Genomic DNA, 25,156 nt, shown 5'->3' on the forward strand with positions numbered 1-25,156 from the left:
AAATAACTTTCATTTTTTGTCTGCGTCCGGCATCACAGCCTGACACGCTACCGGGGTTGCGACACCGGTCATTTCCTGCTCATCCGGTAACGGTCCCAGCGAGCAAACTTGGTCACTCCCCCAACGCGCCACCAATTGGGCATCGCCCTTCACTCCAGTCAGATACGTAACGCCGTGTTCGCCGACAATGCCAACTTCTTTGTTGCTCTTGCTGTCCTGTACCGAAGCGCCAAATGGCACGTCGCCGCCCCCACTTTGGCCCAGGATGATGTAAGCGTTACGCCCTTTCTCAACCGAGAAATTGATATAGCCAATGGCCCCTTCCGTCAGTACGAGGCGTTGTACCGGATTGCCGACATCGGTATTGAGTGGCAATTTATTCATATTGATGCGAGCGGTGTAGGCCTGGAATGGCGGCAGGCTGTCAATCACGGCATACCCCGCGTTGTTGGAGCGCACCTGCCCCGAGAAAGAGACATCTGGCACCCCGTCAGTTGACACCAGTAGACGGGTGCTGCCATTTGACCCTCTGCCGTGCGGCATCACGCCATATTTTGTAATGACGAATGAGCCATCAATTTCTGCCGACGCCGCGTTGTAATTATTCGAGTCAGCGGACACGGAAGCGCTAGCGCGATAGAACGAGGTTTGTTTAGCCGCATAGGCACTCACGTAAGGATTCTGAGCACCGACACCACCATACAATTGATAATTGACCCCATTTCCGTTGTCGCCGCTATAGCCGACGGAAGTCGTCGTTCCACCATAACTGCTGTTTTGCACGTTGGTCGATAACGTCGATCTTTCGCCAAGCGGAATCGTCAAACCTGCGTAGACTTGCGTATTGCTGCCGGTATAGTCTTTAGTCCGGTAAGCGGACAAATTCATGCTAATGTTTTTCAGCGTGCCGATTGAGAACGTGCGTGCCAGCATCAATCCGAAACGATCGGCGGGCGTCACGTCCCAGTATGTCGAGTGATCGTACGAAAGGCTAGTTGTTATCCCGGAAAACCGCTTCGCCAGCGATAGCGTGTAACGCTGCTTGCCGGCGTTGAAGGCATAGGACGACGCGTCGCCGACGAACTGCGAAAAATTGGTAAAGGTGCGGTCGGAAAAGCGATAGCCGAAAAAACGCAAATCGGTATCGAGCCGATCTAGATGTTTGGAATAACTCAGCCTATAGGAATTGCCTCTTGTGCTCTGGCCATTCCACCAAAGCTTGGCGCGCGCGGTCGTGACATCGGCAGACAAGGCACCGAAAACACCAAAATCCTTGCCCGTACCGGCAGCCAGCGAACTATAGCCGGAGGCTGCGATCATGCCGCCATACACAGTCCAGTCAAACGGCAAGCCATAGGCTATTTCTGCGGCAGTGAAGGTCGGGGTAATGCCGTTTGCGCCGAACAGACGCGGTTGGCCAGCCGACACTTTGTAACGCAACTCGCCCTGGCGCGACAGGAAAGGCACCGCTGCAGTCGCAATAGTAAACTTCTGTTCTGTGCCATCCTCCTCCAGCACGGTCACATCCAGCGTGCCTTGCACCGCGCTATTCAGATCCTGGATACTAAAAGCACCTGGACTGACCTTGGTCGAATACAACACCCGCCCCTGCTGAGACACAGTAACCGTTGCGTTGGTGCGCGCCACTCCGTTAATCAACGGCGCATAGCCGCGCAAGTTAGGGGGCAGCATCCGATCATCGCTACTCAGCGTCACTCCACGCAAAGCAAACGTATCAAACACATCGGAGCTCAAATAACTTTCGCCCAGTGTCAGATTGGCGCGGATCTGAGGCAAGGCACGATAAGCATACAACCGGTTAAGCTGGAATGTTTTATTGCTCGAACCAAAACTCTGATCGCCGGAACTGTTCTGCGCCTGATAGTCGGCGCGCAAACGCCAGGTACCTACATTGGCACCGACTGTACCGTAACTGCTTATTGTATTGACCTGGTTGCTGCTGCCGTCGAGGTTGGAGCGACGTGTATTGGCAATCACGCGATAATCCAGCATCAGACCATCTACGCCATTACTCCAGCCGGCAGGTGGAATGTAATTGGGATCATCGTACTCAAACATCACCTGCGGGATACTGATGGCCAGACGTCCGCTTTTCTTAATGTATTTGATGACGACATTATCGCTTGCCTCCATACGCACGCAAGCGCCCACGGCAGTACGTGGCAGTTCGGCAAACACCTTCGGTTTCAAGCCAAATTTGGCAACCAACTGTTCAGGCAAACATGGGAACGTATCTTCACCGTTCTCATCCAGTCGGAATTCGATCGATTGCTGCGCGTAGAATTGCTTGTTCACCGTCACGTCAAGCATGTATGTTCCCGGCGCCGTATAGTTGGCGCGGGCAAATTGCTCCAGGTTGACGTCGGCATTACCGTCAACATTGAGGAAAATGGAGTTGAACTCAATCGCCCCCGCCTGACTGGCAGAGAACAATGTAGCTAAAAGCAGGAACTGACGATAAGACACAACCAATACCCTCTGGAAACTATTGAAGCTCTCGACAAAAAAGGGGGGCATTGCCCCCCTTTTTTTTGGGTTAACCGCTAGTAGTCAGCTATTACAGATAGGTAACGATAAAGTTGGTTGTCGCATCCGCTTCGCCAGGCACAACGTCAGCGGTAATCGCTTCGTACATTGCGCTGAAAGTTACGGTGTTGTCGCCATTTTGCAGCTTGATCTCATTGGCCTGGATAACGCCGTTATTCAGGTTGTCGCCATTGCTTGCCTGCAGGCGGAGGCCAACATTCTGCGCGCCACCGTTAACCGCGAACAAGTCTGGCTTAGCAACTGGAGCCTGACCGCTAAATGTGAATTTAGCAGTCCCGGCAACCGCCGTATTGCAATCAGTCAAGACAATGTCAAAACTTTCAGGGCTGGAGCGATCGCCGGCATTAGTGAACAAACTTACTGGCACTTGCCCCAGCGGTACGGTTTGATCGGCAGTACCAGGAGAAATACCGCAAGCACCCGCAACGATTTCGCCCGTGAATTTGATAGTTCCCGAGCCGCCAGGAGCAGTTTGAGCAAAAGCGCCTTGAGTAAAGGAGAACATCGCGATAACAGCAGTAGCAGCAACTAATTTTTTCATTTTGAAATTTGACTTAATAAAAACAGTTTTGAGACGAGATCCAGGCTGCAGGATCACTTTGCTGAATGACTTCTGTCGATACTCGTTGATGAGTTACAGCCCCAGAAATTTCTGACATTCAGTTAGGCCGAAGTATTGTTCTTGGATGTTTTTCCGGACATCAGATTTGTCCCAAAAATATTATTAATTTGTTAAATATCGTGACATTCCGCGAGATTTACCATTGGAAAATTCCGACTAATTGAAGCTGCATCGTGCGGCTCTCCGGATGCCTTCTCCTGCTCTTCCAGCCTGAAAGCGTTTGCCAGCAACGCGGACGCGATATCCGCATAGGCAACCGGATGACGGCGCAATGGCAAAAAGGAGATGGATTTGGTGACGAATTGCGCTGGGCGCTTGTAAACAATCAAGCTAAACAATCGCGGGCCTTGATTGAAAGGCTAAAGAGGAATGTTGTATTGCTGCGACAAAAATGCGCAGTACAGCCGCCATTGATCGTGTGATCTGCGCCGGAGAGGAATGAGAATGAAGATGAGGAAAAACTAGCGAGCACTACCCTTACTGCAGACAAGTATAGGCACTGCAGATCGCAGGAACGACGCGGGCGCCAGCAGTGTGCGCCGCGCCGAAAACAACATGCAACTTAAATCACATCCGGCCAGGCCCGCATCGCCTGCGCGCCGATAGCCAATAATTTCTCACGCGCAGCGCCGTCGCGCGCCTGGGTCGACATGCCGTGTATGACCGTCACATAGAAACTGGCAAGCGCGGCGGTGTCGGTATCGGCAGCCAGATCGCCCTCCTCGACGCCACGGTCGAGGCGCGTGCGGATACCCGTTTCCATCTGTTCCCGATAATTCGCCAGCACTTCCTGTACATGCGAATCTGCGGCGGTGCAGTTGGTAGCTGAAGTCACCACCATGCAGCCGGGCGGCTGGTTCGGATCGCTTTGCGAGACGGCGATGACCTCCAGATAGCTGCGGATGCTTTCCTTTGCAGTCAGCTTTTCGGCGGAGATCGATGCCAGAAAGCACGGCTTTTTCTGCAGATAACGCTCCACTGCTTCCAGGAACAGGTGTTCTTTATCGCCGAATGCCGAATACAGGCTGGGCGGAGTAATCCCCATCGCGGCCGTCAGGTCGTTGAGCGAAGTTGCCTCATACCCGAATCGCCAAAAAACCAACATTGCGCTCTCAAGCGCCTGGTCACGATCGAAGGATAAGGGCCGGCCGGGCTTCTTGCGCGGCTTACTTTGTGTCATTTCCATAGTGATCGATATTAAACCACTTGACAGCGTAAAACAAGCCCGATACAGTCCACCACTAATTCATAGTGATCACTATTCAATAGGCGTTTTTAGAGAAACGATAGTTGGAAAACGGGAATCGGATTGTCTCATAGAAATAAAAATCCGGTTTTGGAAGGCCGATTTTCAGCATGGGATACATGTCAATTAACAAATGGAAATGTGATGTTTGGAGGATCAGGCAAGAAGCTCAGAGGAAGCGTCTATCGTCTGCCAGCCACCCAACTCTATATTGCTAATCCGGGGTCAGACCGGCATTGACCGGCGCCCCGCCATCACGACATGGCACCCGCGCAACCTCTTTCGCCATCAACCGGCAACTTGTTTCCGATTCGCTTTGAAGTCTGTCTTGAATTCCGCTTTGTATTTCGCTTTGTAATTCGCTTTGTAGTTATTTAGCTCGCAATTTTCCTTAAAGATATCAGGAGCCTCACATGCAAACCTCGACGCCATTATTTTCCCGCAAGGCAATTGCCATCGCCGTCGGCATCCTCATCATCGCCGCTGCCGGCACCTTTACGCTTACCAGCCGCGCCGCCAAACCAGCCGAAGGCGCACCACCGCCGGCATCGGTGTCGGTGGCGGCGGCCCTGGAAAAATCAGTTACTGAATGGGACGATTTTTCCGGCCGGGTGGAAGCCATCGACCGGGTTGAGATACGGCCCCGTGTCTCCGGCACGATCGACGCCGTGCACTTTCAGGAGGGGCAACTGGTCAAGAAAGGCGACCTGCTATTCACCATCGACCCGCGTCCTTACCAGGCTGACCTGGCGCGCGCAGTTGCTGCCCAGGCTGGCGCCCAGGCCGGATTGTCGCTGGCAAAAACCGAACTGGCCCGCACCAGCCGCCTGATCGAAGAACACGCCGTTGCGCAGCGCGAACTGGATCAACGCAACAATGCACTGCTCGAAGCCGACGCCAACCTGAAATCAGCAGACGCCGCTGTGCAGACCGCGCGCCTGAACCTGCAATACACCGCGATTACCGCGCCGGTCAGCGGTCGCGTTTCGCGCGCCGAAATCACGGTAGGCAATCTGGTTGGCGCAGGTGTCAGTTCCCCTGCCCTGACCACCGTGGTATCGGTATCGCCGGTCTACGTCAATTTTGAAGTGGATGAGCAAACCTACATCCGCTACGCCGCCAACGGCGCGGTAGGCAACTCCGGCGTCAGCCACTTGCCGGTGTCGATTGGATTGGCGAGCGAAGACGGCTATCCGCATCAAGGACAGATCAAGTCCTTCGATAACCGCCTCGACACGGCTTCCGGCACCATGCGTGTCCGCGCCGTGTTCGACAATGCCAACGGCACGCTCACTCCGGGCATGTACGCCCGCGTGCGCACCGGCGGCGCGGCGGCGGAAACCGCGGTGCTGATCGACGACAAGGCAGTCGGTACCGACCAGGATAAAAAATACGTAATGGTCCTGGGCGCCGACAACAAGGTCACCTATCGGGCGATCAAGCTGGGACCGATCGTCGATGGCTTGCGCGTGGTCCGTTCCGGCCTCAAGAAAGATGAGCGGATCGTGGTCAACGGCTTGCAGCGGATCCGCCCCAACGACACAGTCACACCGGTGACGGTAGCGATGAACGGTGCAGAGCTCGCTCCGGCGAAGGATGCACTGGCCGTGGCTACAGCTAAATAACAAGGGTGCCGACGATTTTCCTGCCATACCGAATCGTATCGATGCCCAAACCCAGCAGAGCCCCACACCATGAATATTTCTAAATTCTTTATCGACCGCCCCATTTTCGCGGGCGTGTTATCGGCGATCATCTTGATCGGCGGCCTGATTTCCATGTTCAGCCTGCCGATCTCCGAATACCCGGAAGTGATTCCGCCTTCGGTGATCGTCAAGGCGCAGTATCCAGGCGCCAACCCGCAAACCATCGCGGAAACCGTCGCCACGCCGATCGAGGAACAGATCAACGGCGTCGAGGGCATGCTCTACATGTCGTCGCAAGCCACCTCGGACGGCCTGATGACGCTGACCATCACCTTCAAGCTCGGCACTTCGCCCGACCTGGCGCAGCAGCTGGTGCAGAACCGCGTCAACCAGGCCTTGCCACGCTTGCCGGATGTGGTGCAGCGGCTGGGCGTGACCACGGTCAAGAGCTCGCCCAACCTGACCATGGTGGTGCACTTGCTGTCGCCTAACGACCGCTACGACATGGCCTACCTGCGCAACTACGCGGTGCTGAACGTCAAGGACCGGCTGGCGCGCCTGCCCGGCATCGGTTCGGTGCAACTGTTCGGTTCCGGCGATTATTCGATGCGGATCTGGCTTGATCCACGCAAGGTCGCTGAACGCGGCCTGGCCGCCAGCGATGTAGTCGACGCCATCCGCCAGCAAAACGTCAATGTCGCCGCCGGCGTGATCGGCGCCTCGCCTGCTGTGCCTGGCGTCAACTACCAGATCTCGGTGAATGCACGCGGCCGCCTGGCTAATGAAGAAGAGTTCGGCAACATCGTGATCCGCACTTCGCCCGATGGCGTGGTGACCTATCTGAAAGATGTGGCCCGTATCGAACTCGGCGCCAGCGAATACGCATTGCGCTCGCTGCTGGACAACAAGCAAGCGGTGGCAATCCCGATCTTCCAGGCGCCCGGTTCCAACGCGCTGGAAATTTCCGACAACGTGCGCGCCACCATGGCCGAACTGAAGAAGGATATGCCGGAAGGCGTCGATTACAAGATCGTCTACGATCCGACGCAATTCGTGCGCTCGTCAATCGAAGCCGTGGTGCACACCTTGCTGGAAGCGATCCTGCTGGTGGTGATCGTGGTGATCATCTTCCTGCAAACCTGGCGCGCTTCGATCATTCCGTTACTGGCTGTGCCGGTCTCGGTGATCGGCACCTTTGCGGTGATGATGGGCCTTGGCTTCTCGATTAATGCGCTGAGCCTGTTTGGGTTAGTGCTGGCAATCGGGATCGTGGTCGATGACGCCATCGTGGTGGTGGAAAACGTCGAACGCAATATCGAAAATGGCTTGTCTGCCAAGGAAGCCACCTACAAGGCGATGCGCGAAGTCTCCGGACCAATCGTCGCGATTGCCCTGACCCTGTGCGCAGTGTTCGTGCCTTTGGCTTTCGTCAGCGGCTTGACCGGCGAATTCTTCAAACAGTTCGCCCTGACCATCGCCATCTCGACCGTGATCTCGGCATTCAACTCGCTGACCCTGTCGCCGGCCTTGGCTGCGTTGCTGCTGAAAGGCCACGGCGCCAAGAAGGACGGTTTCCAACGCGCCATTGATCGCGTCTTCGGCGGTTTCTTCTCGGTGTTCAACCGGGTATTCCATCGCGGCTCGGTTTCGTACGGCGAAGGCGTCACCGGGATCCTGAAGCGCAAGTCTGCAGCGCTCGGCGTGTATGCCGTGCTGATCGGCCTGACCATGCTGCTGTTCCACACCGTGCCGAACGGCTTCATCCCGGCGCAGGACAAGCAATACCTGGTTGGCTTCGCGCAGTTGCCGGACGCTGCCTCGCTGGACCGCACCGAGGACGTGATGCGCAAGATGTCCGAGATCGCGCTGAAGCAGCCTGGCGTGGAATCGGCGGTGGCCTTCCCTGGCTTGTCGATCAACGGTTTCGTCAATAGCCCGAACTCCGGCATCGTGTTCACCACGCTGAAGCCGTTCGACGAGCGCCGTAGCGCCGATCAAAGCGGCGTCGCGATTGCACAGCAGTTGAACCAGAAGTTCTCCGCGATCCAGGGCGCCTTCATCGCCGTGTTCCCGCCGCCGCCAGTACAGGGCCTTGGCACCATCGGCGGCTTCAAGCTGCAGATCGAAGACCGTGGCGCGCTGGGCAACCAGGCCTTGAACGATGCGTTGCAGGCCTTCATGGAGAAAGCGCATAAAGCACCGGAACTGGCGGGCATGTTCTCCAGCTTCCAGATCAATGTGCCGCAACTGTATGCCGATGTCGACCGGGTGCGCGCCCAGCAGCTGGGCGTATCGATTCCTGCTGTGTTCGACACTTTGCAGATCTACCTCGGCTCGCTGTACGTGAACGACTTCAACAAATTCGGCCGCACCTTCCAGGTACGGGTCCAGGCTGATGCGCCGTTCCGCGCCCATGCTGAAGATATCGGCTTGCTGAAGGCGCGCAACGACAAGGGTGAAATGGTGCCGCTGTCGTCGCTGCTGAAGATGACGCAAAGCTACGGCCCGGATCAGGCGGTGCGCTACAACGCATTCCCGTCCGCCGATGTCAACGGCGGCCCGGCGCCGGGCTACAGCACCGGTCAGGCCCAGGCAGTGGTGGAGCGCATCGCGGCCGAAACCCTGCCGCGCGGCATCAGCTACGAATGGACTGAAATCACCTATCAGGACAAGATCGCCGGCAACACGCTGTTCATCATCCTGCCGCTGTCGATCCTGCTGGTGTTCTTCGTGCTGGCCGCACAGTATGAAAGCCTGACTTTGCCGCTGGCCGTGTTGCTGATCGTACCGATGGGGATTCTCTCGGCGATTGCCGGGGTCTGGCTGACGCGTGGCGACAACAACATTTTCACGCAGATCAGTCTGATCGTGCTGGTCGGGCTGGCGTGCAAGAACGCCATCCTGATTGTCGAGTTCGCGCATGAGCTGGAACTACAGGGACGCAGCATCTATGCCGCTGCGATTGAAGCTGCACGCCTGCGCTTGCGGCCGATCCTGATGACGTCGATCGCCTTTATTGCCGGCGTGATACCGCTGATCCTGTCTTCCGGCGCCGGCGCTGAAATGCGCCATGCGATGGGAGTTGCGGTGTTCTCGGGAATGATCGGGGTGACGGCTTTTGGCCTGTTCCTGACGCCAATCTTTTACGTACTGTTGCGCACCCTGGCATCGCGCTGGACAACCGGCAAGCATGAATCCGAGGCCTACACCGGCCCGGCACATGCCCCGCATGGCGGCGTTGCGCCTGCACCTGCGATCGCACATACCGCGCAAGTTGAAGGAGCCTGAATATGAAACGCTTTAATCTAAAATTGACGGCAATGATGGCGGCGCTGGTGCTGGCCGGTTGCTCCACCACCAAACCGCCGGAACAGGTGGCGGTCGATACGCCGGCCCAATACAAGGAAGCGGCCGCGCTGGATGGTAGCTGGAAGGTAGCCCAACCTGCCCATGCCGCGGACCGCGGCGCCTGGTGGTCGGTGTTTGGCGATGCTGAACTCAGCAAGCTGATTACCGATGCCACGCAGTCCAGCCCGACCCTGGTGATGGCCTTGGCGCGCGTCAAGGAAGCGCGCGCCACCGCCGGCCTGGCCGATGCCGACCGCGCCTTCCAACTAGGTGCCGCCTTCGGCCCGACCCGCCAGGGTACGGCCGCCTCCACGTCCACTCAGTGGCAGGCGCAATTGGGCGCCTCCTATGAAGTCGACTTGTTCGGCCGCTTGTCGGACAGCAGCCGCGCCGCCCGCCTTGATGTTGAAGGACAGGAAGCGGCCTATCGCTCGGTGCTTCTGGCCTTGCAGGCTGACGTCGCCCAGCAGTACTTTGCGATCCGTTCGCTCGATTCGGAACTCGACGTGCTGCAACAAACCATCAAGCTGCGCCAGGAAAACCTGCGGCTGGTGCAACATCGCTACGATGCCGGCGACACCAGCGAACTGGATGTGGCGCAAGCCCAGACCGAACTGTCAGTGACCCAGGCCGAACAGGAAGGTGTGAGCCGCAACCGCGCCCAACGCGACCATGCGCTGGCGATCCTGCTCGGCAAGGCGCCGGCCCAGTTCACGCTGGCTACCGCGCCACTGCAGCCGGTAACGGTCAGCGTGCCGCCTGGCCTGCCCTCCGACCTGCTGGAACGGCGTCCCGACATCGCCCAGGCGCAACGTCAGCTGGCTGCCGCCAGTGCTCGCATCGGCGTCGCCAAGGCCGGTTTCTTCCCGAGCCTGGTGCTGACCGCTTCGGGCGGCTTTGCTTCGGATGCGTTGCACAACCTGTTCCAATGGTCCAGTCGTAGCTGGCTGCTGGGACCGGTGCTCGGCTCCGTGCTCAACATGCCGCTGCTGGACGGCGGCCGCAACAAGGCCAACCTGGCCAAGGCAGATGCCAATTATGAATCAGTGGTGGCCAACTACCGGCAACAGGTGCTGGTCGGCTTCCAGGATGTTGAGGACAATCTGAGCGCATTGCGCACCTTGGATAACCAGATTCGCTTCCAGGAAGACGCCGTGAAGTCGGCGCAACTGGCTGCGCGCCTGGCCGACTCACGCTATCGGAATGGCTCTACCAGCTATTTCGAGGTGATCGATGCGCAACGTTCCAGCTTGTCCGCGCAGCGCGCCAAGAGCCAGAGCGTCGGCCAGCGCGCGGTGGCGGCAGTCGGCCTGATTCGGGCCTTGGGCGGCGGCTGGAATACACCTGGCGCTGCCCCCGCAGTTGCGCCTGTTGCGCCTGTCGCAGCTGCCGCCGCAACATCGCCGGCACTGGCGCTGGCCAGGTAAGCTGTCTTGTCAATCTAAAATGGCGATGCCAAGGCATCGCCATTTTTTTCGCCTGACTAGAACTCTGCAACGCGCGGCATTCAATCCCGGATATCGCGCAAGGGCGAAGTCTTCAGCAAACCGAACGTCAGCAAGCTGGCGCCCGTCGCAATGGCGATCAGGCCACTGCGCACGCCAAGATGTTCTGCGATCCAGCCGGCCGACAAGGCGCCCAACGGCGCCGCAGCCACAGTCATGAAACGCATGGTCGACACCATGCGGCCGTGAAATGCATCCGGCGTCAGCTTCAGGCGCAAAGCCAGGTAAGGCATGAAATACAGCATCGCGCTGCAATCGAACACAAACACCACCACGCCGTAAGCCAGTGCGCTCAGCAAGGATGAGCCGAAAATGGTGGATGGAATCGTCGCCAGCAGCAACCACGCTGCGGCGGTGCCGCCAAGGCCGATCAGGATGGTGCGGCCGCTGCCGAAACGCCGCGAGAGCGGCTTGAGCAAGATGGAACTGACCAGCACGCCGAGGCCACCCAGCGTTTGCGCGGCGCCCAGCAATCCCGGCGACATGCCCAACTGGTGCGTGGCGAACAAAATCTGCAGCGCCAGATAGCCGTTGAACAGAATTTGCCACAGCGCGGTACCCCAGGCCAACGCCCACAACACTTCGTGATTCCTGACCATCTTGATGCCATCGACCATTTCACGGAACGGATGACGGCTGGATGGCGCCGGATAAGGATCGCGCTTTTTCAGGTAGCGCAAATTCCACCACGACAGCAAGAAACTGATGGCATTCACCAGCACCGCCACCGGCGCCGTCAATAGCTGCACCAGCATGCCGGCAATGCCGGGACCGATCAGGCGCGCCATCGAATCTGTGGCGGCGAACTTGCCCTGGGCGTCCAGCAATTGCTCGCGCCCCACCAGTTGCGCCACGAATACCTGAGAGGCGCTACCGCCGATCACGAAACCTATCCCCATCAGGAAACCCACCGCATAGATCACATGCATGGACAACAGGCCCAGCCAATAACTGATGGGAATCACTGCCAGCACACAGCCGAACAGGAATTCCGACCACAGCAGCACCGGATACTTGCTGCGGCGATCCAGCCAGACTCCGGCCGGCAGCGAAAACAGCGCGAACGGCAAGGTTTGCAAGGCAATCAGCAATCCCATCTGCTCCGGCGTGGCGTGCAGCAGCAGTACCGCCGTCAGCGGAATCGCAAGGCTGCTGACCTGTTCGCCAAAACTGGCGATAGTGGTGGTCAACCAGAAGCGGCGGAAGTCGTGATGGCGCAGCATCGGATCGGCCGATAGCTTGCGCAGGAAAAATTGGCGAAAGGCGTTAAAAATGATGATAACTCTTTGAAGGCGGCAAACTGGGTAAGTGACCGAAATGAGCGACTACGTCGCGGAAAGCCTCGGGTAGAAAGCTTATCCAAATGATACCCGTTTTGCGTGTTGCTTTTACGCACTTTCGTAAAGATAAGTGATCGAATTTGCCTCTGACATGAGGCATGCCATGCGGATGCGCGAGCGATGAGTTTCATGGACACGGCACAACGCTATTGTTGCCATAAATTTAATCAATCAAAATCGCCAAGCATCTTGAGACGACTGGTCATATAATGACGCCATGGATAAAGTTCACACGCTTAACGACACCCGCGCCACGCTGCTGCAAACCGGCCTCAAGCTGTTTGCCGAGCAAGGCTACAACGGCACCGGCATCAAGGAAATCGTCGATGCCGCAGGCGTGCCCAAGGGTTCGTTCTACAACTACTTCAAGAGCAAGGAAGACTTCGGCGCCGAAGTCATCGCGTATTACGCCACCTGCTTCGGCAACACCTGGTCGCAATATTTTGCAGAAGGGCCGGAGGAGCCACTGGCTGCGCTGCGCTATACCTACGAGCGCATGATCAGCTATCACGAGCAATGTGAAGTCAAGGCTGGCTGCCTGCTCGGCAATTTCGCCGCGGAGATGTCGGAATCGAGCGAGTTGTGCCGCGTCACGTTGCAGGAAGTCGTGACCAGTTGGCGCAAGCGCTTTGTCAGTTATCTGCGCAAGGCGCAGGCTGATGGCACGGTGCGCACCGACCTCAGCGCCGAGCAACTGGCGGATTTTTTCTGGAATGCCTGGGAAGGCGCCCTGCTGCGCATGAAGATCGAGCGCTCGACGGCGCCGGTGCGGGCTTGCGTCAACCTGATGTTTGACCACTTTTTTCTGCCACAGCATTAGCAGCAACGCGCCTGCGCTGCCGTGTGCCGGCAGCGCAGAGAAAACTGAAGGATTTTTTCAAACCAAATTCAAGACGACCGGTCACCTGAGTACATCTTGAAGTTTATTTTGTCAGCAACACATCAAGCCACCACTCGCCTCACAGCGATTTATTCAAGAAGGAAATGACATGAGCAACACGCAACAACCCCGTACCGAAGACAGCCTGTTTCAACCTGCGCGCATCGGCGACATCGAATTGTCCAACCGCATCGTCATGGCGCCACTGACCCGCAATCGCGCCGGCGAAGGCAATGTGCCGAACGAACTGAACCTGAAGTATTACGAGCAGCGCGCCACGGCCGGCATGATCATCACCGAAGCCACCCAAGTCTCGGCGCAAGCCCAAGGCTATGCCAACACGCCCGGCCTGCATACACCGGAGCAAGTCGCCGCCTGGAAAAAAATCACTGACGCCGTGCACGCCAAGGGCGGCCGCATTGTGGTGCAGATCTGGCACACCGGCCGCATGTCGCATGTCTCGTTCCAGCCGGGCAATTTGGCCCCTGTAGCGCCATCGGCAATCCGCGCCAATGCCCAGACTTATGTCGTCGGCGAAGGCTTTGTCGATACCTCGGTACCGCGCGAACTGGCGCTGGAAGATATCCCCGGCGTAGTCGACGATTTCCGCCAGACCGCACGACGTGCGATGGATGCCGGTTTCGACGGCATTGAAATCCACGGCGCCCACGGCTACCTGCTCGACAGCTTCCTGCGCGACGGCTCCAACCATCGCACCGACATCTACGGCGGCAGCATCGAAAACCGCAGCCGCCTGCTGTTGGAAGTCGTCGCTGCCACCACTGCCGAAATCGGCGGCGGCCGGGTCGGCGTGCGCTTGTCGCCGGTATCGCCAGTCAACGATTCCAGTGAAAGCAATCCGCAACCACTGTTCAACTACGTGGTGGAACAACTGAACCAGTTCGGCCTGGCCTATCTGCACGTAGTAGAAGGCCACACCGGCGGCCCACGCGACAACGCCCCGTTCGATTACGAAGCACTGCACCAGCGCTTCGACGGCGCCTGGCTGGTCAACAACGGCTACGACCGCATGATGGCACGCCAAGCCATCGCCAGCGGACACGGCGACCTGGTCGCCTTCGGCCGCGCCTTCATCACCAACCCAGACCTGGTCTACCGCCTGCAACACAACCTGCCGCTGAACGTACCGTTCAAGGATGCGCCGTTGTATGGCGGTGTTGGCGAACATGGCTATACGGACTATCCGGCGTTGACTGAAGCCTAAGCGGCAACCGTATCGGGTAACGGCTACGTCGCATCAAAACTGCATGGCCTGCGCTCCGTAGTCCGTTAAATGGGGTCAGAGTAATTTTCGCAAAGAACCGCGAAAAAAAACTCCGACCCCATTTAACTGCGCGGGGTTGGTTTTGACGTTGTTGTTGGTTTTGACGTTGTTGTTGGTTTTGATGTTGTTGTTGATTTTGATGTTGTTGTTGGTTTTGACTTTGCTTTTGAATTGGCTTTTGACGTCGCCGTTGTTTTTGACTTTTCGCATGCTGACGTTGCCAAATGGGACGGGTGACAGTCGGAAATAATGGGACACATGTTTGAGCGCAGCGAGTTTGTGTCCCATCCGACTGGCGCGCGGCTCATTTGGGAACCCGCCGCAGGCGGGCAGCGGCTGTGCGATCGCCTTTCTTTGCTTACTTTCTTTGGCGAAGCAAAGAAAGTGAGCGGCTGCCGGGCCGCCCCCGGCTAGCATCCACGGAGTAGTAACCGTTTGAAGTAACTTCGGACGAACAAGACTGATGCACCGCCGCACGTACTCCGTGGCCCGTTAAAAGGGGTCAGAGTAATTTTCGGCAAAACCCTGCCGAAAAAAAACTCCGACCCCATTTAACTCATTTAAATCGACTCTGACCCCATTTAACTGCTGACCCCGTTTAACTGCGTGTTCGGCGATGCCTAGTTCTACCGATACCGGCGTGGATATGCCATCATACAAAACCAGCATCTGGCTGCAAAAAGGCGGATTCCGTTCGCCTTCCGGATTGCCGCAAAATATTTTGGAGAAACCACATGCCGTCACCACACGCCAGCTTCCATTGGGATGACCCGCTTTTGCTCGAACAGCAACTCAGCGCCGAAGAACGCATGGTGCGCGACAGCGCCGCCGCCTATGCCCGCGACGGCCTGGCGCCAAGGGTCACGCTAGCATTTCGCAATGAACAAACAGATGCAGAAATTTTCCGCGAAATGGGCGGACTCGGATTGCTCGGCGCCACCCTGCCGGAAGAGTACGGCGGCGCCGGCCTCAACTACGTCAGCTACGGCTTGATCGCCCGCGAAATTGAACGCGTCGATTCCGGCTACCGCTCGATGATGAGCGTACAAAGCTCACTGGTGATGCTACCGATTTTTGAATTCGGCAATCTCGCCACCAAACAAAAATACCTGCCGCAACTAGCCAGCGGCGCAATGATCGGCTGCTTCGGCCTGACCGAGCCGGATCACGGGTCCGATCCCGGCAGCATGGTCACGCGCGCCCGCAAAGTGGACGGCGGTTATCGCATCAGCGGCAGCAAGATGTGGATCACCAACAGCCCGATCGCCGATGTGTTCGTGGTCTGGGCCAAGGATGATGAGGGCGCGATCCGTGGCTTCGTGCTGGAAAAAGGCTGGCAAGGCCTGTCGACGCCGGTCATCCACGGCAAGGTCGGCTTGCGCACCTCGATCACCGGCGAAATCGTGATGGACCAGGTGTTCTGCCCCGAAGAAAATGCATTCCCCGATGTACGTGGCCTGAAAGGGCCGTTCACCTGCCTCAACGCAGCGCGTTACGGGATTGCCTGGGGCGCGCTTGGCGCCGCGGAATTCTGCTGGCATGCTGCACGCAGCTACACGATGGATCGCCTGCAATTCGGTCGGCCGCTGGCGGCCAACCAACTGGTGCAGGTAAAACTGGTCAACATGCAGACCGAAATCACGATGGCGTTGCAAGGCTGTCTGCGGCTTGGCCGCATGAAAGACGAAGGCAGCGCATCGGTGGAAATCACGTCAATCATGAAACGCAATTCCTGCGGCAAGGCGCTCGATATTGCCCGCGTGGCGCGTGACATGTTGGGCGGCAACGGCATTTCCGACGAGTTCGGCGTGATCCGTCATCTGGTCAACCTGGAAGTGGTGAATACCTATGAAGGCACGCACGATGTGCATGCGCTGATCCTGGGTCGCGCGCAAACAGGAATCGCGGCATTCGCCAACTGAAATCCGCCGCTAACCGACGCCAAACACCTGCAGCACCAGCCAGATATTCGCCGCCGAGATCAGCACGAACAGCAGCCATGACACACTCGCCGTTAGGCGCGAATTGGCAAACACGCCCATCACGTCGCGGCGGCTGGTCAGGCGGATCAGCGGATACATGGCAAATGGCAATTGCAGGCTCAACACTACCTGGCTGAGCACCAGCAGGCGTCCGACCGAATGCTCACCCCAGGTCAGCACGCCGATCAATGCGGGCACCAGCGCCAATCCGCGCGTCAGCAGACGCCGCTGCCAGCACGGAATCTTCAGCTTGAGAAAACCTTCCATGATGACCTGGCCGGCTATCGTGCCGGTAAAGGTCGAACTCTGGCCTGCCGCCAGCAAACCCAGGCCGAACAGGAAGCCAGCCACGGCAGTGCCGGCAATCGGATCGAGCAAGTGATAGGCCTCGTCGAGATCGACCACCGTGGTATTGCCGGTGGCATGAAAAGCGCTGGCTGCCAGTACCAGGATCGCGCCGTTGATGATCAGTGCCAGCAACAAGGAGACGATGGTATCGAGCCGCGACAGCTGTATTGCCTGACGCCGGCTGGGTTCATTGTCGGCGACCACGCGCGTCTGCACGATCGACGAATGCAGATAGAGATTGTGCGGCATCACAGTGGCGCCGAGGATGCCGATCGCCAGGTAAAGCGGCTCGCGATTCGACAGCGTGCTCAATGACGGCAGCAAACCGGCGGCCACCGCGTGCCAATCGGGCTTGAGGAATGCCAGTTCAGCGAACAGGCAGACAGCGATGGTCAGCACCAGGCCAAGGATGATCGCTTCGATCTGGCGGAAGCCCTTGCCTTTCAAACCCAGCACCAGTACGGTATCGAAGGCCGTCAGGATAACCCCGACCGGCAGCGAGACGCCGAGCAGCAGCTTGAATGCCAGCGCACATCCCAGCACTTCTGCCAGGTCGCAGGCAATGATGGAAATCTCGGCGAAGAACCACATGCCTTTGCTGACCGCCGGACTGTAATTCTCGCGCGAATGCACCGCCAGGTCTTTATTGGTGGCGATTCCCAGCCGCATGCTCAAGCATTGCAGCACGATCGCCGCCAGGCTCGACAGCAGCACGACAAACAGGAGCTGGTAACCGAATTGCGAACCGGCCTGGATCGAGGTTGCCCAATTGCCGGGGTCCATATAACCGACCGAGATCAGCAATCCGGGGCCGACAAACCTGAGTATCTTTTTCCAGAGCGGGCCACCGGTGGGAACAGCGATGGTGCCGGCAACCTCGGAGGGACAAAACGGTGCTGTTGCGGTGGTCGGCAAATGATACATATCTGTGTCCTGATGAGTTGCCGTAATTCTATATCGTCACGGAAACAGCGTGCGCGCCAACCTCATTTGGCGGTTTCGGCGCATCTGCATTGCAAATCCGCGCGTCAACCCCTATGATTTGATCGTATTTTCAATATGACAGCGTCGGCCGGTCGCATTCCGGCTGTCAAGGCATCGCATCGCGGCAAGCAGATTCAGCGTGATCCACGGAAGTTTTTGATCTAGGGAGAAACGAAAATGAAAACCATACTTGCGCTCAGCGCTGCTGCACTGCTGACGTTCAACACACCCTCCTTCGCCGCAGACCAGCAAACCGAACTGATCAACCAGGCCCAAAGCGCAGCCACCGCCTGGATTGCGTTAACCGACGCCGGCAAATATGGTGAAAGCTGGGAGCGCGCCGGCACCTTCTTCAAGACCGGGATTCCCAAGAACACCTGGGAAACCGGAATCCGCTCGCTGCGGACGCCACTTGGCAGCGTCAAGAACCGCGAACTCAAGAGCACGGAATATGCGACCTCGCTGCCCGGCGCACCGGATGGCGAATATGTCGTGATCCAGTATGAGACGCAATTTGAAAACAAGAAAGCGGCGGTCGAAACCGTGACGCCGATGCGCGAAAAAGACGGTAGCTGGAAGGTGTCGGGCTACTTCATTCGCTAGGGCTTGGGCGGCCACAACGGCAAAAGAAAAATCGGGAGAAAACTACAGGAGTCAGTGAAAACTTGCCGCGTGCAGGCTGCAACTACTTCACCCCCGGATCCGAAAGCCACCTTGTGAGGGCTTCGAAATCTCTACATGCAGGGCGCCTTGTGGGCAAATCTGGACAATAACCAGAAATCTTTCGCTCAACGAACAAGTATCGAAAATACTTGCCGGAACCATCATTGAACCGCAGTTCAATTGATAAAATCTTGAAAATACATTGCTGACAGCCGCATTCATCGCGTCATCAGTGCACACAGTATTTCAAGATTGGAATATCATGTCCACTCACAAATTCGTATGCTCCATAGCTGATTGTTATAGCTGTAAATATTACCGGGGCGACGCCACACCTTTGCATTGACAAAAGCCATGATCCGTTTCAGACAAATAGAAGCCTTCCGTTCACTGATGATTTCCGGCACCAGCGTGTCTGCTGCGCGTCGCATGCACATCACGCAGCCGGCCATCAGCCGTTTGATTGCCGATTTAGAGACTGACCTCGGTTTTCGCCTGTTCAATCGCGCCAAGGGCCGGCTCGAGCCAACCAACGCGGGTGTGCGCTTCTATAAAGCGGTCGAAGAAAATTTTCTGGGACTGGAACGGCTGATGCAAGTGGCCGGCACCATCCGCCATGAAGCGCCGGAGGGTCTGACGATTGCCTGCCTGCCTGTATTGTCGACCACCCTGCTGCCGGAAATCCTGCAGCGCTTCTTCAAACAGCATCCCGATGTCTCGGTCAAAATCGACAGCTGCAGCGTGCCGGAAATCCTGGTCGGATTGCAGGATCTCAAGGTCGACATGGCGCTGAGCCTGGCGTTTCCGCCATTTGCCGGCATCGAAGTCGAAGCGATCATGAAAGCGAACGTGCTGTGCGCCATGCCAGCCACCCATCCGCTGGCAAAAAAAGATGTCGTCACGCCGGCAGACCTGGATGGCGAAAATGTGATCGGCTGGATGCCCAACAGCGCGCAATCCTACGACCAGGAACTGTCGACCCTGCACGCCGCCTCGATCCGTCCGCATTACACGATCCAGACCCACACTTCGCACACGCGCTACGCGATGGTCGCCAACGGCTTTGGCGTCGCCATCGTCGAACCGTTTGCCGCCAAGGTCTGGCGCCCGCATGGCGTCGTCACCCGGCCATTCAAGGCCGACATCAACTACGAATACGTGCTCGCCTATCCGAGCGGCGGCATTCGTTCGGAACTCGGACATGACCTGCGCGAAGCGGCCCTGTATGTGGCGAAGAATTACGGCTTCTAAGCGGTGATTTAGCGATGATTTAGCGATGATTTGCCGGCCTTATTTGGCGGGCAAGATGATGGTGGCCACCAGGCCGCCATCCGGATGATTATGCAACTCCAGCTCACCACCATGCGCCTGCACGATATTGCGGGCGATACCCAACCCTAAGCCCATGCCCGCAGCGTTCTGGTCGCGTCCATGCTCCAGCCGCGTGTAAGGATCGAACAGGCTGTGCAACGCATCTTCCGGCACGCCGGGGCCGTGGTCGCGGATCTGGATGCGGACATTGCTGCCGCCATCATCGGCCAGCGTGTCCACCGCAATTTCCACCTTTTGACCGTAGTGCAAGGCATTGTCGAACAAGTTGCCGATCGCGCGCTTGAGCGCCAGCGGCTTGGCCATCACCGTGATGCCTGATTCGGCAAAGGCCACTTCATGCCCAGCCATGCGGGCATCGCGGATCATGCGCAGGATCAGTGCATCAAGACGCACTTCGGTGCGATTTTCATGGATGTCGCTATCCTTGACCGATTGCAGCGCGCCCTTGACCATCATGTCCAGCTCATCCAGATCTTCATGGAAATCGCTGCGCAATGCTTCATCGTCAAGCAGTTCAGTGCGCAATTTCAGGCGCGTGATCGGCGTACGCAAATCATGTGAGATCGAGACGAACAGGCGCTCGCGATCGTCGAGATAGCGCTTGATCCGTTCGCGCATGGCGCGGAACGCACGTGCGGTCTTAATGAATTCACGGCTGCCGGTTTCCGGCAGTTCCGGCGCGGTCTCGCCTTTGCCGAACGCATCGGCGGCATCCGACAAGGCCGCTAGCGGCCGCGTGGTCCAGCGTACCACCAGGATCGACAGCAACAGCACCGTAGCCAGCGATACACCTTGCAGCAGCAGGCGCTCGGGCGACAGGGGATTATCGCTATCGAGGAAATAAGGATTCGGCATCAGCGCTGCCAGGTACAGCCAGTTGCCGGGTTCGAGCTCGGTCTGGATCACCAGCACCGGCGCCGGGTTCGGCTTGATCAGCAATGTGTGCTGGACCCAGCTGTCCGGCAGATCGGCTACTTTGAGGCCGTCGGTCGAGACTTGCAGATCGTCAGGCCAGGAAAACGCCACGCGGAAACCAGGCAGGAACGGCAAATCGGCCTTCAAGGTGCTGCCGATGGTGGTCAACGCCATGTTGGCCAGCGCGTCGTCAGCGATCTTGTGGATGGTGACCGGTCCGTTGTTGGCATTGACGAAGAAGCGCGTGCCGCCCATCTCGCGCAATTGCTGGATCAGGATCGGCCGATAATTGGGCGGCAAGCTCATGAAAAATCGAATCGCGCTGGCAGCGCTATGCGCCAGATGCTGAGATGCGGTGCGCGTTTCGATTTCCGCCTTGCTGCGCAACTGCGCCGACCAGATCAAGCCACCCGCCAGTTGCGTCACCAGCACGCCGAACACCATGACCACCGACAGCCGGCCCAGCAGCGTATGCGGCAGCAGCCATGACAGCAGCCGGTTATAACCGGTCGACCAGTTAGCTTTCGTCATCGACTCAGGCGTGCGACGCCGCCACATCGGCAGAGAACACATAGCCGGCGCCACGCACCGTCTTGATCAGGTGCGGATCCTTGCCGCCGTCGTTCAGGCGCAAGCGTAATTTGCTGATCTGCACATCCAGCGAACGATCGAGCGGGCCGGCATCGCGGCCACGGGTTTCTTCGCACAGCACACCGCGATCGAGCACGTCGCCTGGATGCTCGACAAAATATTTCAGCAATTGATAATCGAGGCCGGTCAACGCCACTACTTGTCCTTCCGGATCGGCCAGCGTGCGCTCCACCGTATCCAGCGTGAAGCCAACGAAACGGTAATAGCGCGGCGCCACCGCGCTGTCGATGCCGCTGCGGCGATGAATCGCCTTGATGCGCGCCAGCAGTTCGCGCGGGCTGTAAGGCTTGGCGATGTAATCGTCGGCGCCCAGTTCGAGGCCGACCACGCGGTCCGTTTCATCAGAACTGGCAGTGAGCATGATGATCGGCACATTCGACTTGCGCCTGACGGTTTTACACAATGCAAAGCCATCGGTATCCGGCAGCATCACATCCAGGATCACCAGCGACAGCTCTTCCGAATAACGCTGGAACTCGGCCAGGAATGCCTCGCCGTTATGCGCCAGGCGCACTTCGTACTGGTTCTTTTCCAGATAGGCTTTCAACAACGTCCGGGTTTTCTGGTCGTCATCGACAATTAATATCTTGCGCATTGTTATGGTCTGCTATCAGTTTTCGTCATGGTCCTGGCAATGTTAGCCAACCGCCGCTGTGCTTCAACCTCCGACATCCTGCCGTCGATGAAATAGCGGTGCACTTCGGCCACGATGGCGTCCTTGGCGGTTTCGTCGGCGGCCATCCGGTGCACCAGGCTCGGCGCCTGGAATGCTGCGCCTTTGCTGAAGGTCGTCCACGAAGAACGCGCACAGCTATCCATTTTCGACAGGTCTGGATTGCGCCACACCGAGATCGCGCCTTTGAGCCGATTGTAATCGGTTTGCACCGGTTGCGACATGATGATCTGCGCCAGCTTTTCCTGCGCCGGCTGATGCGAATAATCGCCGGCGAACATGGCTAGCGTATCGACGCTGTACAAATGATAATCACCGGTGCCGGGCACTGTTGCGCACGCAAAATCCTGATCGGTGGTCAATCCCCAGGCCAGCAATTCGCCTTTGGCCCAATCGCCCATGACATACATGGCGGCAGAGCCATCGGCCAATTGGCGCGTCATCTCGGGCCACGCTTGTTCCCTGAGCGGGGTAGGCATCCATTCCTTGAGATCGCGCAGGCGCTTGAGTGCGTGCAGCAGCCTGGCATCGCCGAATGCTGCCGGATTCAGGTCGACAAACAAGGACCGATAATAAGCGGGGCCGCTCTCAGCCAGCACCAGCGTTTCGAACAGTGTCGCCACTTGCCACGCTTCGCTGCTCTGGGCCAGCGGCGTAATGCCGGCTTGCTTGAGCTTTTCCGCCACGCGAGTAAAGTCGGCCCAGGTTTTGGGCGGGGTCAAGCCGAGCCGGTCGAAGATCTTCTTGTTGTAGAACAGATTATTGATGCGGTGAATCCCGAGCGGCACCGCCACTACGTGGCCACGGTTATGCACCAGCGACCAGACCGTCGGAAACAGCAATTTTTGCCAATTGCCCGGCGTCGCCACATCGTCCAGTTCCAGCAACAGGCCAAGATCGGCCCACTCGCCGAACACCACACCGTTCAGTTGCGTCGCCTCCGGCGCCTTGCCGGCCAGGACCATGCTCTTGAGCACCTTGCTGGCGCCCAGCCCGGCGCCGCCTGGAATCGCGGCATCGCGCCATTGGATATTTTCGTCGGAGAGCCTGGTTACCAGCACATTGACCGCCTTGCGCTCGCCATCCGAAGTCCACCAATGCACCACCTGCAATGACGCCGGCGACGCGCTCGGCGCAGCAACGGCCGCCTGCGCTGCGCTTGCGGCACCACCCAGCGCGAGGAAAACTGCCGCTGCACATGCCGACAATGCAATTCCTCTTCTTAGATTCCATTTCCTGGACGAGGCTTTCTTGCACTCCCCATTTATCGCGTGTCGCCTATCAATCATCGATCGCCTTGTTGATATTTTTTATAATAAACAACCGTCTCTCTCCCACATCGGTGCTGACTATAGCTTAAGTCCGTGCCGCAACGTTAGCAGACTTCTTGTTTTGTAAAGAAACGTAAAGTTACGTAAAGTTATCTTAAGCATCATAATTAAGATATCCCTTATGGAACACCCGTGTTGCTCTATGGAATAACAGAAATGCTACAAGCACCAACGTAAATATTTGTAATCGACAAAAATCAAAAAAAATTCACTTACTCAATAAAATCAATAGCTTATGAAATTTATGTAGCTTAGCTACAAGTAAGATGGCAACACAATTTTTATGGTGCTAATGTCTGTTCGCGGCGGTTTGATAGGCATCAAGGGTCTACAGCAAGCTGCACACATCCAATCCATAAAAATCCAAGAGGAGACTTTGATGCAAACGGTCAACCGAATCCGTAATATCCGCAATGCCGTCCTGATCGCTCTGGCGACCATCGGCACCGCCCAAGCTGGCACCCTGACTATCGAAAGCTGGCGCGTTGATGACAAGACCTTGTGGGAAACCGTGCTGATCCCGGCCTTCCAGAAGAAGAATCCTGGCATCGAAGTCAAGTTTGCCCCTACCGCTCCTACCGAATATGACTCCAGCCTGACCGCGCGTCTGGCCGGCGGCACTGCCGGCGACCTGATCGCTTGCCGTCCGTTCGACGTCTCGCTCGCACTGTACAAGAAGGGCAACCTGGAAAAGCTGGATGGCAAGCCAGGCATGGAACACTTCCCGGCCTCCAGCAAGACTGCATGGCAGACCGATGACGGCAAAGACACATTCTGTATGCCAATCGCCTCCGTGATCCACGGCTTCCTGTACAACCAGAAGATTTTCAAGGAATTGAATATCCAGCCGCCGAAGACCGAAGCTGAATTCTTCAAGGTACTCGACACCATCAAGAGCAATGGCAAATACGCGCCGCTGGCGCTGGGCACCAACGATCAGTGGGAATCCAGCCAGATCATCTTTACCGGCCTGGGTCCTAACTATTGGAAGGGCGAAGAAGGCCGCAAGGCGCTGATCGCCGGCAAGGAAAAATTCACCGATCCAAACTTCGTCGGCGCCTTTGAATACGAAGCCCGGCTCGGCAAATACCTGAACAAGGGCGCCAGCTCGCAAACCTACGGCGACAGCCAGAACCAGTTCGCCCTGGGTAAAGCCGCCATCTACCCTGCCGGCTCATGGGATATCGCCTACTTCAACGACAACTCCAAGATCTCGATGGGCGCCTTCCCACCGCCAGTGCCTAAGGCTGGCGATAAGTGCTACATCTCCGATCACAACGATATCGGCATGGGCGTCAACAAGAAGTCCAAGAACAAGGAAGATGCTTACAAGTTCCTGGCATGGCTCGGTTCGCAAGAATTCGCCGACATCTATACCAACCGGGTTACAGGCTTCTTCTCGTTGTCGGACCACCTGATTTCGGTCAAGGATCCAGTCGCCAAACAGATGATCGACTGGCGCAAATCGTGCTCGTCGACAATCCGCCTGAACGCGCAAATCCTGAACCGTGGCGAGCCAAGCATGGAAAATCAGCTGTGGAACGTGAATGCTCAGGTCCTCAACGGCAAACTGGCGCCGAAGGAAGCTGCTGCACAGATCCAGGCTGGTTTCGCCAAGTGGTATAAACCGCAACAATAATCTCTTGACGTAACGCTGTTAGTCGGCAAGGGATGGGGTTAAGATTAACCCCGCCTCTTGTCGACAAGCCACACAGCGTCCAAGGCTTGCCCCAGAGCTAGCCCGTGAAGACCGGCACCGATATCAAGCATCAGGCCGCCCTCACGTTCGTTTCCCCTGTTCCGCTCAGCGGGGCCGGCGTGTTTTCTGCGATCTCCC

At 57.5% G+C, this 25,156-nt stretch carries 18 protein-coding genes and 1 pseudogene; 9 read left to right on the plus strand and 10 right to left on the minus strand.

The features are described from left to right. Positions 1 to 9 precede the first annotated feature (9 nt). The 4 genes and pseudogenes from ACIPF8_RS13695 to ACIPF8_RS13710 all read right to left on the minus strand — a co-directional run. The gene (locus tag ACIPF8_RS13695; protein ID WP_400421755.1) at positions 10 to 2,538 is read right to left on the minus strand and encodes a fimbria/pilus outer membrane usher protein; all 2,529 of its coding nucleotides are present in this window, start codon (positions 2,536 to 2,538) and stop codon (positions 10 to 12) included. A gap of 40 nt (positions 2,539 to 2,578) precedes the next feature. Next, complete coding sequence (locus tag ACIPF8_RS13700) at positions 2,579 to 3,109, minus strand: fimbrial protein (protein ID WP_400421757.1); 531 nt, start codon at positions 3,107 to 3,109, stop codon at positions 2,579 to 2,581. Positions 3,110 to 3,752: 643 nt separating this feature from the next. Then, positions 3,753 to 4,112, minus strand: a complete 360-nt coding sequence (locus ACIPF8_RS13705; protein WP_400421887.1) for a TetR family transcriptional regulator C-terminal domain-containing protein — start codon at positions 4,110 to 4,112, stop codon at positions 3,753 to 3,755. Positions 4,113 to 4,229: 117 nt separating this feature from the next. Continuing rightward, positions 4,230 to 4,376, minus strand: a pseudogene (locus ACIPF8_RS13710) (TetR/AcrR family transcriptional regulator); the annotation flags it as partial. A 473-nt stretch (positions 4,377 to 4,849) separates the two neighbouring features. On the opposite strand from ACIPF8_RS13710, the gene ACIPF8_RS13715 reads away from it, so the two are divergent. The 3 genes from ACIPF8_RS13715 to ACIPF8_RS13725 all read left to right on the plus strand — a co-directional run bounded on the left by ACIPF8_RS13715 (position 4,850) and on the right by ACIPF8_RS13725 (position 10,857). Then, positions 4,850 to 6,061, plus strand: coding sequence for an efflux RND transporter periplasmic adaptor subunit (locus ACIPF8_RS13715; protein WP_400421759.1), 1,212 nt, complete (start codon positions 4,850 to 4,852; stop codon positions 6,059 to 6,061). Between the two features lie 69 nt (positions 6,062 to 6,130). After that, positions 6,131 to 9,370: an efflux RND transporter permease subunit gene (locus ACIPF8_RS13720; RefSeq protein WP_400421761.1), complete on the plus strand. Its 3,240-nt coding sequence runs from the start codon at positions 6,131 to 6,133 to the stop codon at positions 9,368 to 9,370. A gap of 2 nt (positions 9,371 to 9,372) precedes the next feature. Then, complete coding sequence (locus ACIPF8_RS13725) at positions 9,373 to 10,857, plus strand: efflux transporter outer membrane subunit (RefSeq protein ID WP_400421763.1); 1,485 nt, start codon at positions 9,373 to 9,375, stop codon at positions 10,855 to 10,857. A gap of 80 nt (positions 10,858 to 10,937) precedes the next feature. Here the strand turns inward: ACIPF8_RS13725 and ACIPF8_RS13730 are convergent, their stop codons facing one another. Next, positions 10,938 to 12,158, minus strand: coding sequence for an MFS transporter (locus tag ACIPF8_RS13730; RefSeq protein WP_400421765.1), 1,221 nt, complete (start codon positions 12,156 to 12,158; stop codon positions 10,938 to 10,940). Positions 12,159 to 12,492: 334 nt separating this feature from the next. On the opposite strand from ACIPF8_RS13730, the gene ACIPF8_RS13735 reads away from it, so the two are divergent. Together ACIPF8_RS13735 and ACIPF8_RS13740 are read left to right on the plus strand one after the other, a co-directional pair. Then, a complete protein-coding gene (locus ACIPF8_RS13735; protein WP_400421767.1) occupies positions 12,493 to 13,095 on the plus strand; it encodes a TetR family transcriptional regulator C-terminal domain-containing protein in 603 nt (200 codons plus the stop codon). A gap of 169 nt (positions 13,096 to 13,264) precedes the next feature. Further along, a complete protein-coding gene (locus ACIPF8_RS13740) occupies positions 13,265 to 14,380 on the plus strand; it encodes an alkene reductase (RefSeq protein ID WP_400421769.1) in 1,116 nt (371 codons plus the stop codon). A 75-nt stretch (positions 14,381 to 14,455) separates the two neighbouring features. On the opposite strand, the gene ACIPF8_RS13745 is transcribed toward ACIPF8_RS13740, so the two are convergent. Further along, the gene (locus ACIPF8_RS13745; protein ID WP_400421771.1) at positions 14,456 to 14,917 is read right to left on the minus strand and encodes a hypothetical protein; all 462 of its coding nucleotides are present in this window, start codon (positions 14,915 to 14,917) and stop codon (positions 14,456 to 14,458) included. Between the two features lie 257 nt (positions 14,918 to 15,174). Between ACIPF8_RS13745 and ACIPF8_RS13750 the strand changes: the two genes are divergently transcribed. Beyond that, entirely contained in the window at positions 15,175 to 16,362 is a 1,188-nt protein-coding gene (locus ACIPF8_RS13750; protein ID WP_400421773.1) for an acyl-CoA dehydrogenase, read from the plus strand. Between the two features lie 9 nt (positions 16,363 to 16,371). Here the strand turns inward: ACIPF8_RS13750 and ACIPF8_RS13755 are convergent, their stop codons facing one another. Next, on the minus strand, positions 16,372 to 17,694 hold the full coding sequence (locus tag ACIPF8_RS13755) for an Nramp family divalent metal transporter (RefSeq protein ID WP_400421775.1): 1,323 nt from the start codon (positions 17,692 to 17,694) through the stop codon (positions 16,372 to 16,374). Between the two features lie 237 nt (positions 17,695 to 17,931). Here ACIPF8_RS13755 and ACIPF8_RS13760 point away from each other — a divergent pair, with 237 nt between their 5' ends. Both ACIPF8_RS13760 and ACIPF8_RS13765 read left to right on the plus strand, forming a co-directional pair. After that, positions 17,932 to 18,357, plus strand: a complete 426-nt coding sequence (locus ACIPF8_RS13760; RefSeq protein WP_400421777.1) for a DUF4019 domain-containing protein — start codon at positions 17,932 to 17,934, stop codon at positions 18,355 to 18,357. 414 nt (positions 18,358 to 18,771) lie between these two features. Then, positions 18,772 to 19,668, plus strand: coding sequence for a LysR substrate-binding domain-containing protein (locus ACIPF8_RS13765; protein ID WP_400421779.1), 897 nt, complete (start codon positions 18,772 to 18,774; stop codon positions 19,666 to 19,668). A gap of 39 nt (positions 19,669 to 19,707) precedes the next feature. Here the strand turns inward: ACIPF8_RS13765 and ACIPF8_RS13770 are convergent, their stop codons facing one another. The 3 genes from ACIPF8_RS13770 to ACIPF8_RS13780 are packed head-to-tail and all read right to left on the minus strand — an operon-like array spanning position 19,708 to position 23,196. Further along, positions 19,708 to 21,195, minus strand: a complete 1,488-nt coding sequence (locus ACIPF8_RS13770; RefSeq protein ID WP_400421781.1) for an ATP-binding protein — start codon at positions 21,193 to 21,195, stop codon at positions 19,708 to 19,710. A gap of 4 nt (positions 21,196 to 21,199) precedes the next feature. Then, positions 21,200 to 21,910, minus strand: coding sequence for a response regulator (locus ACIPF8_RS13775; protein WP_400421783.1), 711 nt, complete (start codon positions 21,908 to 21,910; stop codon positions 21,200 to 21,202). Between the two features lie 2 nt (positions 21,911 to 21,912). Continuing rightward, on the minus strand, positions 21,913 to 23,196 hold the full coding sequence (locus tag ACIPF8_RS13780; RefSeq protein WP_400421785.1) for an ABC transporter substrate-binding protein: 1,284 nt from the start codon (positions 23,194 to 23,196) through the stop codon (positions 21,913 to 21,915). Between the two features lie 502 nt (positions 23,197 to 23,698). Here ACIPF8_RS13780 and ACIPF8_RS13785 point away from each other — a divergent pair. Next, positions 23,699 to 24,958, plus strand: coding sequence for an ABC transporter substrate-binding protein (locus ACIPF8_RS13785; RefSeq protein WP_400421786.1), 1,260 nt, complete (start codon positions 23,699 to 23,701; stop codon positions 24,956 to 24,958). Positions 24,959 to 25,156: the final 198 nt, after the last annotated feature.

The sequence above is a fragment of the Collimonas sp. NPDC087041 genome (assembly GCF_044745265.1).
Taxonomy (GTDB): domain Bacteria; phylum Pseudomonadota; class Gammaproteobacteria; order Burkholderiales; family Burkholderiaceae_D; genus Collimonas.